Source organism: Herbaspirillum robiniae, assembly GCF_002213415.1.
GTDB classification, from domain to species: Bacteria; Pseudomonadota; Gammaproteobacteria; order Burkholderiales; family Burkholderiaceae_D; genus Herbaspirillum; species Herbaspirillum robiniae.
In genome coordinates, this window is sequence record NZ_NJGU01000001.1 from 391,311 (window position 1) to 404,773 (window position 13,463).

Genomic DNA, 13,463 nt, shown 5'->3' on the forward strand with positions numbered 1-13,463 from the left:
GCGGCTCAGGGCGCCGCCAGCCAGAGATCGATCAGTGCCGCCAGCGGCAGCACCGGAATGAGCGCGTCGATGCGATCGAGCACGCCGCCGTGTCCGGGCAGCAGATTGCTGCTGTCCTTCATGCCGGCGCGGCGCTTCAACTGCGACTCGAACAGGTCGCCGACCACGCTGGCGACCACCATCACGGTCAGCACGCCGACGAAGCCGAGCCAACCCCAGCGGCTGTAGAGGCGCAGCTCGAAGGTCTCGCCCAGGCCGACCGACATGGCCACCGCCGCCGAGATGACCAGCACCGCCAGCCAGCCGCCGATGGCGCCTTCCCAGGATTTACCCGGGGAAATCGAGGGCGCCAGCTTGTGGCGGCCGAAACCCTTGCCGGCGAAATAGGCGCCGATATCGGCCACCCACACCACCGCCATCACCGACAGCAGGTACAGCGGCGAACGCTGGAACAGATCCACGATGGCCACGAAGCAGCCCAGGATGGACAGCATGTAGGTGCCGTTGAGCAGGCGGTTGGCGAACACCTCCGCCCTGGGCAGGCCCAGCGCCAGCGCCGGCGCGAACCGTATCGCCCACAGCACCACGCACAGCACGTACAGCGGGCGCACGCTGGGCAAGCCGCTGAAGAACAGGATCACGCAAAAGGCCAGCGTCCACAGCACCGCCCACACCGCCGGGCGCGGGCTCTTGAACAGGCGGAAACATTCCCAGGCGCCGGCCGCGAAGAACACCAGCACCACCATCGCGAAGGCCGGGAAATAATCGAAATACAAGATCGGCAACAGGATTGCCAGCAGGATCAACGCCGTGATGACACGCGTCTTGAGCATCAGGAAGCCTTTTTCTGATCCAGCACTTGCGCGCTGGTGCGCCCGAATCGGCGCTCGCGTTGTTGGTACGAGGCAATGGCCAGGTCGAGCGCCTTGGCGTCGAAATCGGGCCAGAAGGTGTCGGTGAAGTAAAGCTCACTGTACGCCAGCTGCCACAGCAGGAAATTGGAGATGCGCTGCTCGCCGCCGGTACGGATGAACAGGTCCGGCTCGGGCGCATAGGCCATGGCCAGATAAGGCCCCAGCTGGTCTTCCGAGAAGTCGGTCACGCCGGGGTTGGCCCGGGCCATCTTCGAGACCGCCTGCATGACGTCCCAGCGGCCGCCGTAGTTGGCGCACACGGTCAGCGTCAGGCGCGTATTGCCGGCGGTCTGGGCCTCGGCCTTGGTCGCCATCTCCTGCAGCTTGGGATCGAAGCGGCTCATGTCGCCGACGATCTTCAGGCGGATGCCATTGGCCGACATCTTGCCGACTTCGCGCTCCAGCACGGTCATGAACAGGCGCATCAGCACCGACACCTCGTCGGCGGGACGGCGCCAGTTTTCGGAACTGAAGGCGAACAGGGTCAGGTATTCGACGCCGCGCGCAGCGCAGGCCTCGACGATGGCGCGCACCGCGTCCACGCCCTTGGCATGGCCCGCCACGCGCGGCAGGAAACGTTTGGTTGCCCAACGTCCGTTGCCGTCCATGATGATGGCAACATGACGCGGAACCGCGGAAATATCCGGAACCGCAAGAGTTGAGCTTTGATGCTTCATGAAAAATTATTTAGTGCATTAATGGCTTCGAGCCGCACCATGGTAGCGGGCTGCCGGGACTTTGACAAACCGGGCGGCCAATGAGATCCCTACCCTTTTGCCGGCAGCTTTTGCGCTGCCCGCCGCACATTTGCTTCTCTTTCTGATTCTGTGCCGCGCGGCGGGAATCTCCATTCTCCGCCGCGCGCAGGCCCTGCAGGAACGGCGTCACACCGTCATGACTTCCTTTTCCTTGTCGCCGACCAGCTTGTCGATTTCAGCGACGAACTTGTCGGTCAGCTTCTGGATATCGTCCTGGCCGCGACGCTCGTCGTCTTCCGACGCGATCTTGTCCTTGACCAGCTTCTTCAGGGTTTCGTTGCCTTCGCGACGGATGTTGCGCACCGCGATCTTGGCGTCTTCCGCCTCGCCCTTGACCAGCTTGACCATCTCCTTGCGGCGCTCTTCGGTCAGCGGCGGCATCGGCACGCGGATCAGTTCGCCGTGGGTGGCGGGGTTCAGGCCCAGGTCGGCCTCGCGGATCGCCTTTTCGACGACGGCGACCATTTTCTTCTCGTACGGCTGCACGCCGATGGTACGGGCATCGACCAGGGTCAGGTTCGCTACCTGCGACAGGCCGGTGGGGGAACCGTAATAGTCGACCATCACTTGATCCAGCAGGCCGGTGTGTGCGCGGCCGGTGCGGACCTTGGCCAGGTTGGCCTTGAGCTGCTCGATCGACTTGCTCATTTTCTGTTCACTGTTCTTTTTGACGTCAGCGACACTCATGCTGCTCTCCTAACTTGATGCAATAACTTGGCTTGTCTTGAATGCAAATGCCCCGGAAAGGGGGCATTGTAAACGGGAATACCGGCCCATGGCCGGATTCCCTCTGCGAATATGGATCAGACGTGGACCAGGGTGCCCTCGTCGTCGCCCATCACCACGCTCTTGAGCGCGCCCGGCTTGACGATCGAGAAGACCTTGATCGGCAGCTTCTGGTCGCGGCACAGCGCGAAAGCGGTGGCGTCCATCACCTGCAGGTGCTTGGCGATGGCTTCGTCGAACGAGATCGACGCGTAGCGGGTGGCCGAGGGATCCTTCTTCGGGTCGGCGGTGTAGACACCGTCCACCTTGGTGGCCTTGAGCACGATCTGGGCGCCGATTTCCGAGCCGCGCAACGCAGCGGCGGTGTCGGTGGTGAAGAAGGGGTTGCCGGTGCCGGCGGCGAAGACCACGATCTTGCCTTCTTCCAGGTACTGCAGCGCCTTCGGGCGCACGTAAGGCTCGACCACCTGTTCGATGCCGATGGCCGACATCACGCGGGCGGTCAGGCCGGCCTGGCGCATGGCGTCGGCCAGTGCCAGCGAGTTCATGACGGTGGCCAGCATGCCCATGTAGTCGGCGGTCGCGCGATCCATGCCCTGGGCGCCCGGCGCCACGCCGCGGAAGATGTTGCCGCCGCCGATCACGATCGCCAGTTCCACGCCCAGTTTGCTGATTTCTGCCACATCCGCGACCATGCGTTCGATGGTCGCGCGATTGATACCGTAGGCGTCGTCGCCCATCAGTGCTTCGCCGGAAAGTTTGAGGAGTACGCGCTTATAAGCAGGTGTTGTCATTGCAGGGCTCCGTGTTCTATCCGATTTTGAATTGCCGTTGACACATCCCGTACCACTCCCGCTCAGGCGAAGCGGCGCTGCTTCACCGCGGGAGACGTCAGGACGCATAGTAGATTTGCTGCTGCGCCTTATTGTTTTTTTTGCCACCTTCCATCCTGCCCTTCGCGTGTGGACCGCGAAGGCCATGACAGTAGATGCCGCTTTCCCGGAAAGTTCCGGAGAGAGCTTAAAAAAACGGGCCTCTCGGCCCGCTTTTTTCACAACGCTTACTGAGCTTGTTTCGCTGCAGCCACTTGCGCAGCCACTTCAGCTGCGAAGTCGTCCTGCTTCTTCTCGATGCCCTCGCCCACCACGTACATGGCGAACGACTTCACGGAGGAGTTGGCCGCCTTCAGCATCTGCTCGACGCTTTGCTTGTCGTTCTTCACGAAAGCCTGGTTGAACAGCGAGACTTCCTTCAGGTACTTCTGCACCGAACCTTCGACCATCTTGGCGACGATGTCGGCCGGCTTGCCGGATTCGGCAGCCTTCAGGGCGGCGACCGAGCGTTCCTTCTCGATCAGGTCGGCCGGCACTTGCTCGGACGACAGGGCCACCGGCTTCATGGCGGCAATGTGCATCGCCACGTCCTTGCCGACTTGCTCGTCGGCGCCTTCGAACTCCACGACCACGCCGATGCGGGTGCCGTGCAGGTAGGACACCAGCTTGGCCGAGGTTTCGAAACGCTGGAAGCGACGGAACGACATGTTCTCGCCGATGCGACCGATCAGTTCGGTGCGCAGCTCTTCCAGGGTCTTGCCGTCAGGCAGCTTGCAGGCGCCCAGGGCAGCCACGTCGGCCGGATTTTGCTCGGCCACCAGCTTGGCGGCAGCCTGGACCAGGCCGATGAACTCGTCGTTCTTGGTCACGAAGTCGGTTTCGCAGTTCACTTCGACCAGCGCGCCGACGTTGCCGGCGATGTAGGTCGAGATCACGCCTTCGGCGGTGATGCGCGAGGATGCCTTGGAGGCCTTGCTGCCCAGCTTGACGCGCAGGATCTCTTCGGCCTTGGCCAGATCGCCGTCGGCTTCGGTCAGCGCCTTCTTGCATTCCATCATCGGCGCGTCGGTCTTCGCGCGCAGTTCACCCACCAATGCTGCGGTAATTGCCGCCATACTATTCTCCTGACTTGGAGGCGCCCCGCGAACCGCGAAACGCCTGAAAACTCGAAAATTGACTCAAAAAAAAGGGGTCACCGCGACAATCCCGCTGCACCCCTTTTTTGTACTGCACGGAAGAAGCAGAATTAAGCCTGCTCGACCTCGACGAACTCGTCGCCCTTGACAGCTTCGACCACGTCGTTGACAGCGTTTGCACGGCCTTCCAGCACGGCGTCAGCCATGCCGCGGGCGTACAGAGCGATCGCCTTGGCGGAGTCGTCGTTACCCGGGATCACGTAGGTGACGCCTTCGGGCGAGTGGTTGGTATCGACCACGCCGATGACCGGGATGCCCAGCTTGGCGGCTTCGGTGATGGCGCCCTTGTGGTAGCCGACGTCGATCACGAAGATGGCGTCAGGAATGCCGCCCATGTCCTTGATGCCGCCGATGGCCTTTTGCAGCTTTTCTTGCTCGCGGCTGAACAGCAGGGCTTCCTTCTTGGACAGCTTCTCGACCGAACCGTCTTCGATCGCGGCTTCCATGTCCTTCAGGCGCTTGATCGAGGTCTTGATGGTCTTGAAGTTGGTCAGCATGCCGCCCAGCCAGCGCTGGTCAACGAAAGGCACGCCTGCGCGCTGAGCTTCGCCAGCCAGGATTTCGCGGGCTTGACGCTTGGTACCGACGAACAGGATGGTGCCGCGGTTGGCGGACAGCTGGCGCACGTACTTTTGCGCTTCCTGGAACAGGCCCAGGGTCTTTTCCAGGTTGACGATGTGAATCTTGTTGCGATGGCCGAAAATGAAGGGGGCCATCTTGGGGTTCCAGAAGCGGGTTTGGTGACCGAAGTGGACACCGGCTTCCAGCATTTCGCGCATGGTAACGGACATGAATTTCTCCAGGGTTAGGTCTGGAATCCGCTCGGTCATCCGGCTCATGCAGCCAGACACCCTTTTAGCGAACGGATTCGCGTTTCAAAAAATACAATCAAAACATGATGACGACAGGAAACTCCCTGCAAACATCGCCATGTCCAACCTGACATTTCAAGTTAGCCCGATATTCTACCCGGCCCCGGCAATTTGTTCAAGTCTCACATGAAGTACCGAATCCCTGCCCGCCCCGGGCGCGAAGACCGGGCGTCGCCTGCCGCGGCCGACAGAAAATACCCCTGTCGTCTATAATCCCATCTTGACGATTTTCTAGCGAATTGCAATTCACCATGGGCAACATCATCATCAAAACCGCCGAAGACATCGAAGGCATGCGCGTGGCCGGCCGCCTGGCCGCCGAGGTGCTGGACTATATCGCCCCCTTCGTGAAACCCGGCGTGACCACCGGCGAGATCGACCGCCTGTGCCACGAATACATGACCAACGTGCAAGGCACCATCCCGGCGCCGCTCAATTATTGCCCGCCCGGCTACACGCCCTACCCCAAGGCCATCTGCACTTCGCTCAACGACGTGATCTGCCACGGCATCCCGGGCGACAAGGTAATGAAGAGCGGCGACGTGCTCAACATCGACGTCACCGTCATCAAGAACGGCTATCACGGCGACACCAGCCGCATGTTCTTCCTGGGCGAGCCGTCCATCCTGGCGCGCCGCCTGACCGACATCACCTATGAATGCATGTGGCTGGGCATCTCGAAGATCAAACCCGGCGCGCACCTGGGCGACATCGGCCACGTGATCCAGCAGCATGCCGAAAAAGCCGGCTACAGCGTGGTGCGCGAGTTCTGCGGCCACGGCATCGGCAAGGTGTTCCACGAAGAGCCGCAGGTGCTGCACTACGGCCGCCCGGGCACGCTGGAGAAGCTGGCCGCCGGCATGATATTCACGGTCGAGCCGATGATCAACGCCGGCCGCCGCGAAATCCGCGAAATGGGCGACGGCTGGACCATCAAGACCAAGGATCGCAGCCTGTCGGCGCAGTGGGAGCACACGGTGCTGGTGACCGAAACCGGCTTCGAGGTCCTGACCGTGTCGCCGGGCATGCCCGCGCCGCCGGCCTTCATCCAGAACCAGGTGGCCGCGGCGGCCTGATCGCCCGGACAGCCCGGCCGGCGCTCGGCGGAAATCGCGATGGATACCGGTTCGGTCATCGCGATTTCCGCCGAAAACGTTTTGGGAACAGCTGCAAGCGCCGCCTGCCCGCACACCCCGGGCATGAAACCTGCTAAAAGCCGGAGGCCGCACGGGGACGCGGCAAGATGACCGACCAGCGGCCGCCCCGCCGCCACAACAAGATCCGAACCGATGCCGACACTCGCCGTCACGCTCAAGAAACAGCTCAAGGCCGCCCGCCAGCAGGCCATCGAGGTGTTCCAGACCAATCACAAGACCGAACAGCTGCTGACCCAGCTGCGCCGCAACGTCGACGGCGCGCTCACGCAGGCCTGGGACGAGCTGGCCATGCCGGCCGACGCCGCACTGGTGGCCGTGGGCGGCTACGGCCGCGGCGAGCTGTTCCCGCACTCTGATGTTGACGTGCTGATCCTGCTGACCAAGACGCCCGAAGGCGCCGAAAAGGAAAAACTGGAGTCGCTGGTCCAGCTGTTCTGGGACATCGGCCTGGAGATCGGCCACAGCATCCGCACCATCGACGAATGCATGGACGAGTCGGCCGCCGACATCACGGTGCAGACCAGCCTGCTGGAAGCCCGCCTGGTGACCGGCAGCCGCAGCCTGTTCAAGCACCTGCAGGAGCGCTACCAGGCCGCGCTGGACCCGCTGGCCTTCTTCCAGGCCAAGACGCTGGAGATGCGCCAGCGCCACATCAAGTACGAAGACACCCCCTACAGCCTGGAACCCAACTGCAAGGAAAGCCCGGGCGGCCTGCGCGACCTGCAGGTGATCCTGTGGGTGGCCAAGGCGGCCGGGCTGGGCGACTCCTGGAGCAAGCTGGCCGAGCACGGCATGCTGACCTCCACCGAGGCGCGCCAGCTGCGCCAGAAGGAGCGCGCCTTCAAGGACATCCGCATCCGCCTGCACATCCTCACCGACCGCCGCGAAGACCGCCTGGTGTTCGACATCCAGACGCCGATCGCGGAAACCTTCGGCTTCAAGACCACCGATACCCGCCGCGCCAGCGAATACCTGATGCAGCGCTATTACTGGGCCGCCAAGGCGGTGACCCAGCTCAACTCCATCCTGCTGCAGAACATCGAAGCCCACCTGTTCCCCCAGGACATGGTGCCCAAGCAGATCAACGAGCGCTTCAACGAGGTCAACGGCTTCGTCGACATCGCTCATGACGACGTGTTCGAGCAGACCCCGTCGGCGATGCTGGAGGTGTTCCTGGTGCTGTCCGAGCACCCCGAGCTCAAGGACATGTCGGCGCGCACCGTGCGCGCGCTGTGGCACGCGCGCTTCAAGATCGACAACGCGTTTCGCGCCAACCCGGAAAATCACCGTCTGTTCATGCAGATCATCCAGAGCAGGCGCGGCATCACGCACGCGCTGCGCCGCATGAACGCCACCAGCGTGCTGGGCCGCTACCTGCCCAACTTCCGTCACATCGTCGGCCAGATGCAGCACGACCTGTTCCACGTCTATACGGTGGACCAGCACATCCTGATGGTGGTGCGCAACGTGCGCCGCTTCACGATGAGCGAGCATGCGCACGAATACCCGTTCTGCAGCCAGCTGATGGCCAACTTCGGCCAGCCCTGGGTGCTGTACGTGGCCGCGCTGTTCCACGACATCGCCAAGGGCCGCGGCGGCGACCACTCCAAGCTGGGCATGGACGACGCGCGCCAGTTCTGCGAGCAGCACGGCATCTCGCAGGAAAACACCGAGCTCATCGTGTTCCTGGTCGAGCAGCACCTGGCCATGTCGCACGTGGCGCAAAAGCAGGACCTGTCCGACCCGGACGTCATCACCGCCTTCGCGCAACTGGTCAAGGACGAGCGCCACCTCACCGCGCTCTACCTGCTGACGGTTGCCGACATCCGCGGCACCAGCCCCAAGGTATGGAACGCCTGGAAGGGCAAGCTGCTGGAAGACCTGTACCGCATCACGCTGCGCGTGCTGGGCGGCGAAGCGCCCTCGGCCGACCGCGAGCTGAAGAACACCCAGCAGGAAGCGATCAAGACGCTGCGCCTGTACGGCCTACCGGCCGACGCCCACGAGCACTTCTGGAAGCAGCTGGACGTGGCCTATTTCCTGCGCCACGACGCCTCCGACATCGCCTGGCAGACGCGCTGCTTCTACGACAAGGTCGACACCGCCGTGCCGCTGGTGCGCTGCCGCCTGGCGCCGATCGGCGAAGGCGTGCAGGTGGCCGTCTACACGCCCGACCGCCCCGACCTGTTCGCGCGCATCTGCAGCTATTTCGACGAGAAGAGCTTCAGCATCTTCGACGCCAAGATCCACACCACCAGGAACGACTACGCGCTGGACGCCTTCCTGATCAACGCCCCGGTGTTCGCCAAGAACTACCGCGACATCATCAACCTGATCGAGCACGAGCTGGGCGAACTGCTGCAGTCCGACGCCCCGCTGCCGGCGCCGTCCAAGGCGCGCCTGTCGCGCCTGTCGCGCACCTTCCCGGTCAACCCCTCGGTGGACCTGCGCCCGGACGAGCGCGGCCAGTACTACCTGCTGTCGGTCTCGGCCAACGACCGGGCCGGCCTGCTCTATTCGATTTCCAACGTGCTGGCCAAATTCAAGATCAACCTGCACACCGCCAAGGTGATGACGCTGGGCGAGCGGGTGGAAGACGTGTTCCTGATCGACGGCCCGGCGCTGTCCCAGCCGCGCAACCAGATCCTGCTGGAGACCGAGCTGCTCAAGACGCTGCGCATCTGACGTCCGCCTGCGCGGCAGACAACGGGCACGGGCCGGCAACGCCTTGGCGCGCCGGCCCGGCAGGCCTTACAATCTCCCCCTCGCCGCCCGCCGGCTTCCGAATGAACCGTTTCACGCAAGGCAACACCCCATGACCGAACCCGTCCGCCTCTCCAAACGCATGTCCGAACTCGGCCTCTGCTCGCGCCGCGAGGCCGACGAGTGGATCGAGAAAGGCTGGGTGCGCGTGGACGGCGAGGTGGTGTCGGTGCTCGGCAGCAAGGTGCTGCCGCACCAGAAGGTCACCGTGGAGCGCCAGGCCGCGGCCGAGCAGTCCAAGCGCGTCACCATCCTGATCAACAAGCCCATGGGTTACGTCAGCGGCCAGGCCGAAGACGGCTACAAACCCGCCGTGGTGCTGGTCAACGCCGAATCGCGCTGGAGCGAGGACCAGGCCGAAACCGAGTTCCATCCGCGCCAGTTGCGCAGCCTGGTGCCCGCCGGCCGCCTGGACATCGACTCGGTCGGCCTGCTGGTGCTGACCCAGGACGGCCGCATCGCCAAACACCTGATCGGCGAAGATTCGCCGGTCGACAAGGAATACCTGGTGCGCGTGAAATACACCCGCCCCGGCAAGCTGCCGGAGCAGGATCTGAAACGCCTGAACCACGGCCTGATCATGGACGGCAAGCCGCTGCGTCCGGCCAAGGTCTATTGGCAGAACGACGACCAGCTGAGCTTCACGCTGCGCGAAGGCAAGAAGCGCCAGATCCGCCGCATGTGCGACATGGTGGGACTGAAGGTGATCGGCCTGAAGCGCGTGCGCATCGGCGGCGTCAAGCTGGGCGAGCTGCCGCCGGGGCAATGGCGCTACCTGCGCCCGGACGAGCGCTTCTGAGCGCGATTGTCCGCCCGGCTATGGGCATCGTATAAAAAAAGGCCCTGGATGAAGTCCAGGGCCTTTTTTCTTGCTGCGCCGCTTTGGCGTGGAAGGCGACTCAGAGGAAGCGGTCGAGGATCTTGCGGCTGTGCTTGTCCAGGGCCTTGAGGTCGCGCACCAGGAACTGGATGCTGTGGCTGTCGGCGATCAGCAGCGCCGAGTTCGGCAAGCGGCGGATGTCTTCCTCGCCCTTGAGCGTGAAGGTGGTAACGCCGCGCGAGGTCTGTACGGTCCAGTCGCTGGGCGTGGCGTAAGTGGAAACGCCGACGATGCGCGAGATTTCCGGCATGAACTCGCGGCTGGCCAGCTCTTCCTCGATCAGCTTGCGCACCTCCGCGCCCACCTGCTCCAGCCGGTCGATCCAGACCAGCTCGTGGCCGTCGCTGGACACCACCGACAGGCCGCCGTCGGGGGCGCTGACCGGGAAGGCCCGCACCGGAATCACGTTGTCGTGGGCCACGCCGTCGGCGCCGGTCAAGACCAGGCGCCCGAAGCTGTTGCGATGCAGGCTGAACGACGGCTGCCCGCCGGGATTGTTGGTCGTCATGGTCACTGTCATTCCCCCTTCTCGTCATCGCTGACCGAGACTTCCGCGTCGCCGTCAGGATTGCGCGCCTGCGCCTGGTAGAGCTTGTAGTAATGGCCTTCGCGCGCCATCAGCTCCTCGTGGTTGCCGACCTCGACCACCTGGCCGCGGTCCAGCACCACCAGGCGATCGGCCTTGCGCAGCGTCGACAGGCGGTGCGCGATGGCGATCGTGGTGCGGCCCTGGACCAGATTGTCCAGCGCCTTCTGGATTTCCTTTTCGGTGGTGGTGTCGACCGAGGACGTCGCCTCGTCCAGGATCAGGATGCGCGGGTCGATCAGCAGTGCGCGCGCAATCGAGATGCGCTGGCGTTCGCCGCCGGACAGCGCCTGGCCGCGCTCGCCCACCAGCGAGTCGTAACCCTGCGGCAGGCGCAGGATGAACTCGTGGGCGTGGGCCGCGCGGGCGGCGGCGATGATTTCCTCGCGGGTCGCATCCGGCTTGCCGTAGGCGATGTTCTCGGCGATCGTGCCGAAGAACAGGAACGGCTCCTGCAGCACCAGGCCGATGTTGCGGCGGTATTCCGAAATCGGCAGCGAGCGGATGTCGACGCCGTCGATGCGGATCGATCCCTCCGACACGTCGTAGAAGCGGCAGATCAGGTTGACCATGGTCGACTTGCCCGAACCGCTGTGCCCCACCAGGCCGATCATCTCGCCAGGGGCGATGGTCAGGCTCATGTTGCGGATCACCGCGCGGTTGCCGTAGCGGAAGCCGATGTTGCGCACCTCGATGGCGCCCTTCACGTTCTCCAGGTGGACCGGATTGGCCGGCTCGGGGACGCTGGAGACGTGGTCGAGGATGTCGAAGATGCGCTTGGCGCCGGCGGCGGCCTTCTGCGTGACCGACACGATGCGGCTCATCGAATCCAGGCGGGTGTAGAAGCGGCTGATGTAGGCCAGGAAGGCGGTCAGCACGCCGACGGTGATCTGGTTGCTGGACACCTGCCAGATGCCGAACACCCACACCACCAGGAGGCCGACTTCGGTCAGGAAGGTCACCGTCGGGGTGAACAGCGACCATATCTTGTTGACGCGGTCGTTGACCACCAGGTTATGGCGGTTGGCCTCGCGAAAACGCGCCACTTCCCGCTTCTCCTGGGCGAAGGCCTTCACCACGCGGATGCCGGGGATGGTGTCGGCCAGCACGTTGGTCACCTCCGACCAGATGCGGTCGATCTTCTCGAAGCCGTGGCGCAGGCGGTCGCGCACCACGTGAATCATCCAGGCGATGAACGGCAGCGGCAACAGCGTCACCAGCGCCAGCCACGGGTTGATGGAGATCAGGATGGCCGCCGTCATGATGATCATCAGCACGTCGATGGCGAAATCCAGCAGGTGCAGCGACAGGAACACGCAGATGCGGTCGGTTTCCGAACCGATGCGCGCCATCAGGTCGCCGGTGCGCTTGCCGCCGAAGTATTCCTGCGACAGCCGCAGCAGGTGCTCGTAGGTCGTGGTGCGCAGGTCGGCGCCGATGCGCTCGGACACCAGCGCCAGGATATAGGTGCGCGCCCAGCCCAGGCCCCAGGCCAGCAGGGCCGCGCCCAGCAATCCCGAGAGGTAGAGCATGGCGAGATGGGTGTTGATCGGCGCGCCGTTCTGGAACGGGATCAGCACATTGTCCATCAGCGGCATGGTCATGTACGGCGGCACCAGCGTGGCCGCGGTCGAGGCCAGCGTCAGCAGGAAGCCCAGCAGCAGCGAGCCCTTGTAGGGCCTGGCGAAGCGCGACAGGCGGAACAGCGCCCAGGTCGACGGCGGCGCTTCCTTGGTTTCGGGGCAGATGGCGCAGGTTTCCTGGCCTTCGGGGATCGGCGCCTTGCATTGCGGGCAGACGTCGCCCTCTTCCACCGGCTTCACGCCGGAGGCCAGCAGGTCGCGCTGCTGCTCGAACAGCTTGATCAGGCGCAGCGCCTGCGGATTCTGGGCCAGCGTGTAACGCCAGGCGGCCAGGCGGCCGGCGCCGTCGCACAGCTCGAGCGTGCCGACGCCGGCGTGGTCGAAGTGCTTCAGCGTCAGCGCCGGATCGTATTCCCACTCCTGCCAGACCGTGCCTTCGGGCGTATTGGCCAGCAGCCGGGTTTCGGTGGCGACCACCAGCGAGGGACGGAATTGCAGTTGCGTGTCGAGGTCCAGCTCCAGCCAGGCCACGATCTTCTCGCTGGCGGCCAGGCGGGCGGCGATTTCCGTTCTCCAGCGTTCGGGCAGGCTGGCGGTGGCGGAAGGATGGGAATCAGTAGTCATTTAACGGCAACGTTGAGCCCGATGCGAGCAGTTTGGCATTGTGATGAATCGGAGACCGGGAGCGAAGCTGCGGTCCGGCTGCGGGCAGCGCGCGATTATAGCGCAGCGCCCCTGCTGTTCGATACGCGTGCATATGTGTCCAACGCATAACGCAAGACACCGCCAATCGGTGCACGCATGAGCTCATCGGCGTTTCCCGCAGGATGCGAAACACGGCCGACAGCGCCCCTGCGGGCATGTCCATGCCTTGTTGACCGTCGTTTTTTTGGTTAATTCGCTCCACGCGCGCCGGACAGTCTGCGACAATAGCGCCCATCCATTCCTCACAAGCATAATTCCAATGAGATCCGCCGCCTTCTCCTGCAAAACCGACAAGTTTTTCCGCGAGAGGCGCGCCCCCTGAATTTCCCCGGCGCAAGCAGCCGCTTGCCCTTTTGTCATCCTCCAGTAAACCAAATGCCTTCCGGCACGTTAGTGGAGCATGCGCTATTCTGACGGAATGCTGACCGGGAAATTCTGTCGTAACTTCCAGAACCCGAAAACACGGCTCGCATCTGGCGCCGGTGCGCCG

General features: G+C 63.8%; 11 protein-coding genes. 3 read left to right on the forward strand and 8 right to left on the reverse strand.

The window, feature by feature from the left end:
• Positions 1-5 precede the first annotated feature (5 nt).
• The 6 genes from CEJ42_RS01640 to rpsB form a co-directional block, all read right to left on the reverse strand.
• Positions 6-833 carry a phosphatidate cytidylyltransferase gene (locus CEJ42_RS01640; RefSeq protein WP_079215126.1) on the reverse strand — a complete coding sequence of 276 codons (828 nt, stop codon included), beginning with the start codon at positions 831-833 and terminating at the stop codon, positions 6-8.
• Positions 833-1,591 (reverse strand): polyprenyl diphosphate synthase, encoded by a 759-nt coding sequence (gene uppS / locus CEJ42_RS01645; protein WP_079215127.1) that lies wholly within the window; start codon positions 1,589-1,591, stop codon positions 833-835. Before uppS ends, CEJ42_RS01640 begins: the two co-directional genes overlap by 1 nt.
• A gap of 207 nt (positions 1,592-1,798) precedes the next feature.
• Entirely contained in the window at positions 1,799-2,359 is a 561-nt protein-coding gene (gene frr / locus CEJ42_RS01650; protein ID WP_079215128.1) for a ribosome recycling factor, read from the reverse strand.
• 116 nt (positions 2,360-2,475) lie between these two features.
• Entirely contained in the window at positions 2,476-3,192 is a 717-nt protein-coding gene (gene pyrH / locus CEJ42_RS01655) for a UMP kinase (RefSeq protein WP_079215129.1), read from the reverse strand.
• A gap of 266 nt (positions 3,193-3,458) precedes the next feature.
• Entirely contained in the window at positions 3,459-4,346 is an 888-nt protein-coding gene (gene tsf, locus CEJ42_RS01660) for a translation elongation factor Ts (RefSeq protein ID WP_079215130.1), read from the reverse strand.
• A 131-nt stretch (positions 4,347-4,477) separates the two neighbouring features.
• The gene (gene rpsB / locus CEJ42_RS01665) at positions 4,478-5,218 is read right to left on the reverse strand and encodes a 30S ribosomal protein S2 (RefSeq protein ID WP_079215131.1); all 741 of its coding nucleotides are present in this window, start codon (positions 5,216-5,218) and stop codon (positions 4,478-4,480) included.
• Positions 5,219-5,550: 332 nt separating this feature from the next.
• On the opposite strand from rpsB, the gene map reads away from it, so the two are divergent.
• From map to CEJ42_RS01680, 3 genes are all read left to right on the forward strand, one after another.
• Entirely contained in the window at positions 5,551-6,375 is an 825-nt protein-coding gene (gene map, locus CEJ42_RS01670; RefSeq protein WP_079215132.1) for a type I methionyl aminopeptidase, read from the forward strand.
• Positions 6,376-6,588: 213 nt separating this feature from the next.
• Positions 6,589-9,141, forward strand: coding sequence for a [protein-PII] uridylyltransferase (locus CEJ42_RS01675; protein ID WP_079215133.1), 2,553 nt, complete (start codon positions 6,589-6,591; stop codon positions 9,139-9,141).
• Positions 9,142-9,271: 130 nt separating this feature from the next.
• Positions 9,272-10,018, forward strand: coding sequence for a pseudouridine synthase (locus CEJ42_RS01680; RefSeq protein ID WP_079215134.1), 747 nt, complete (start codon positions 9,272-9,274; stop codon positions 10,016-10,018).
• 100 nt (positions 10,019-10,118) lie between these two features.
• Here the strand turns inward: CEJ42_RS01680 and CEJ42_RS01685 are convergent, their stop codons facing one another.
• A complete protein-coding gene (locus CEJ42_RS01685; RefSeq protein ID WP_079219098.1) occupies positions 10,119-10,607 on the reverse strand; it encodes a cyanophycin metabolism-associated DUF1854 family protein in 489 nt (162 codons plus the stop codon).
• Positions 10,608-10,615: 8 nt separating this feature from the next.
• The gene (locus CEJ42_RS01690; protein ID WP_088749855.1) at positions 10,616-12,892 is read right to left on the reverse strand and encodes a cyanophycin metabolism-associated ABC transporter; all 2,277 of its coding nucleotides are present in this window, start codon (positions 12,890-12,892) and stop codon (positions 10,616-10,618) included.
• Positions 12,893-13,463 lie beyond the last annotated feature (571 nt).

What these genes read in the sequence shown, in the direction of transcription:
- CEJ42_RS01640 (WP_079215126.1), bottom strand. Translation starts at nt 833, where the DNA reads ATGCTCAAGACGCGTGTCATCACGGCGTTGATCCTGCTGGCAATCCTG.
- uppS (WP_079215127.1), bottom strand. Translation starts at nt 1,591, where the DNA reads ATGAAGCATCAAAGCTCAACTCTTGCGGTTCCGGATATTTCCGCGGTT.
- frr (WP_079215128.1), bottom strand. Translation starts at nt 2,359, where the DNA reads ATGAGTGTCGCTGACGTCAAAAAGAACAGTGAACAGAAAATGAGCAAG.
- pyrH (WP_079215129.1), bottom strand. Translation starts at nt 3,192, where the DNA reads ATGACAACACCTGCTTATAAGCGCGTACTCCTCAAACTTTCCGGCGAA.
- tsf (WP_079215130.1), bottom strand. Translation starts at nt 4,346, where the DNA reads ATGGCGGCAATTACCGCAGCATTGGTGGGTGAACTGCGCGCGAAGACC.
- rpsB (WP_079215131.1), bottom strand. Translation starts at nt 5,218, where the DNA reads ATGTCCGTTACCATGCGCGAAATGCTGGAAGCCGGTGTCCACTTCGGT.
- map (WP_079215132.1), top strand. Translation starts at nt 5,551, where the DNA reads ATGGGCAACATCATCATCAAAACCGCCGAAGACATCGAAGGCATGCGC.
- CEJ42_RS01675 (WP_079215133.1), top strand. Translation starts at nt 6,589, where the DNA reads ATGCCGACACTCGCCGTCACGCTCAAGAAACAGCTCAAGGCCGCCCGC.
- CEJ42_RS01680 (WP_079215134.1), top strand. Translation starts at nt 9,272, where the DNA reads ATGACCGAACCCGTCCGCCTCTCCAAACGCATGTCCGAACTCGGCCTC.
- CEJ42_RS01685 (WP_079219098.1), bottom strand. Translation starts at nt 10,607, where the DNA reads ATGACGACCAACAATCCCGGCGGGCAGCCGTCGTTCAGCCTGCATCGC.
- CEJ42_RS01690 (WP_088749855.1), bottom strand. Translation starts at nt 12,892, where the DNA reads ATGACTACTGATTCCCATCCTTCCGCCACCGCCAGCCTGCCCGAACGC.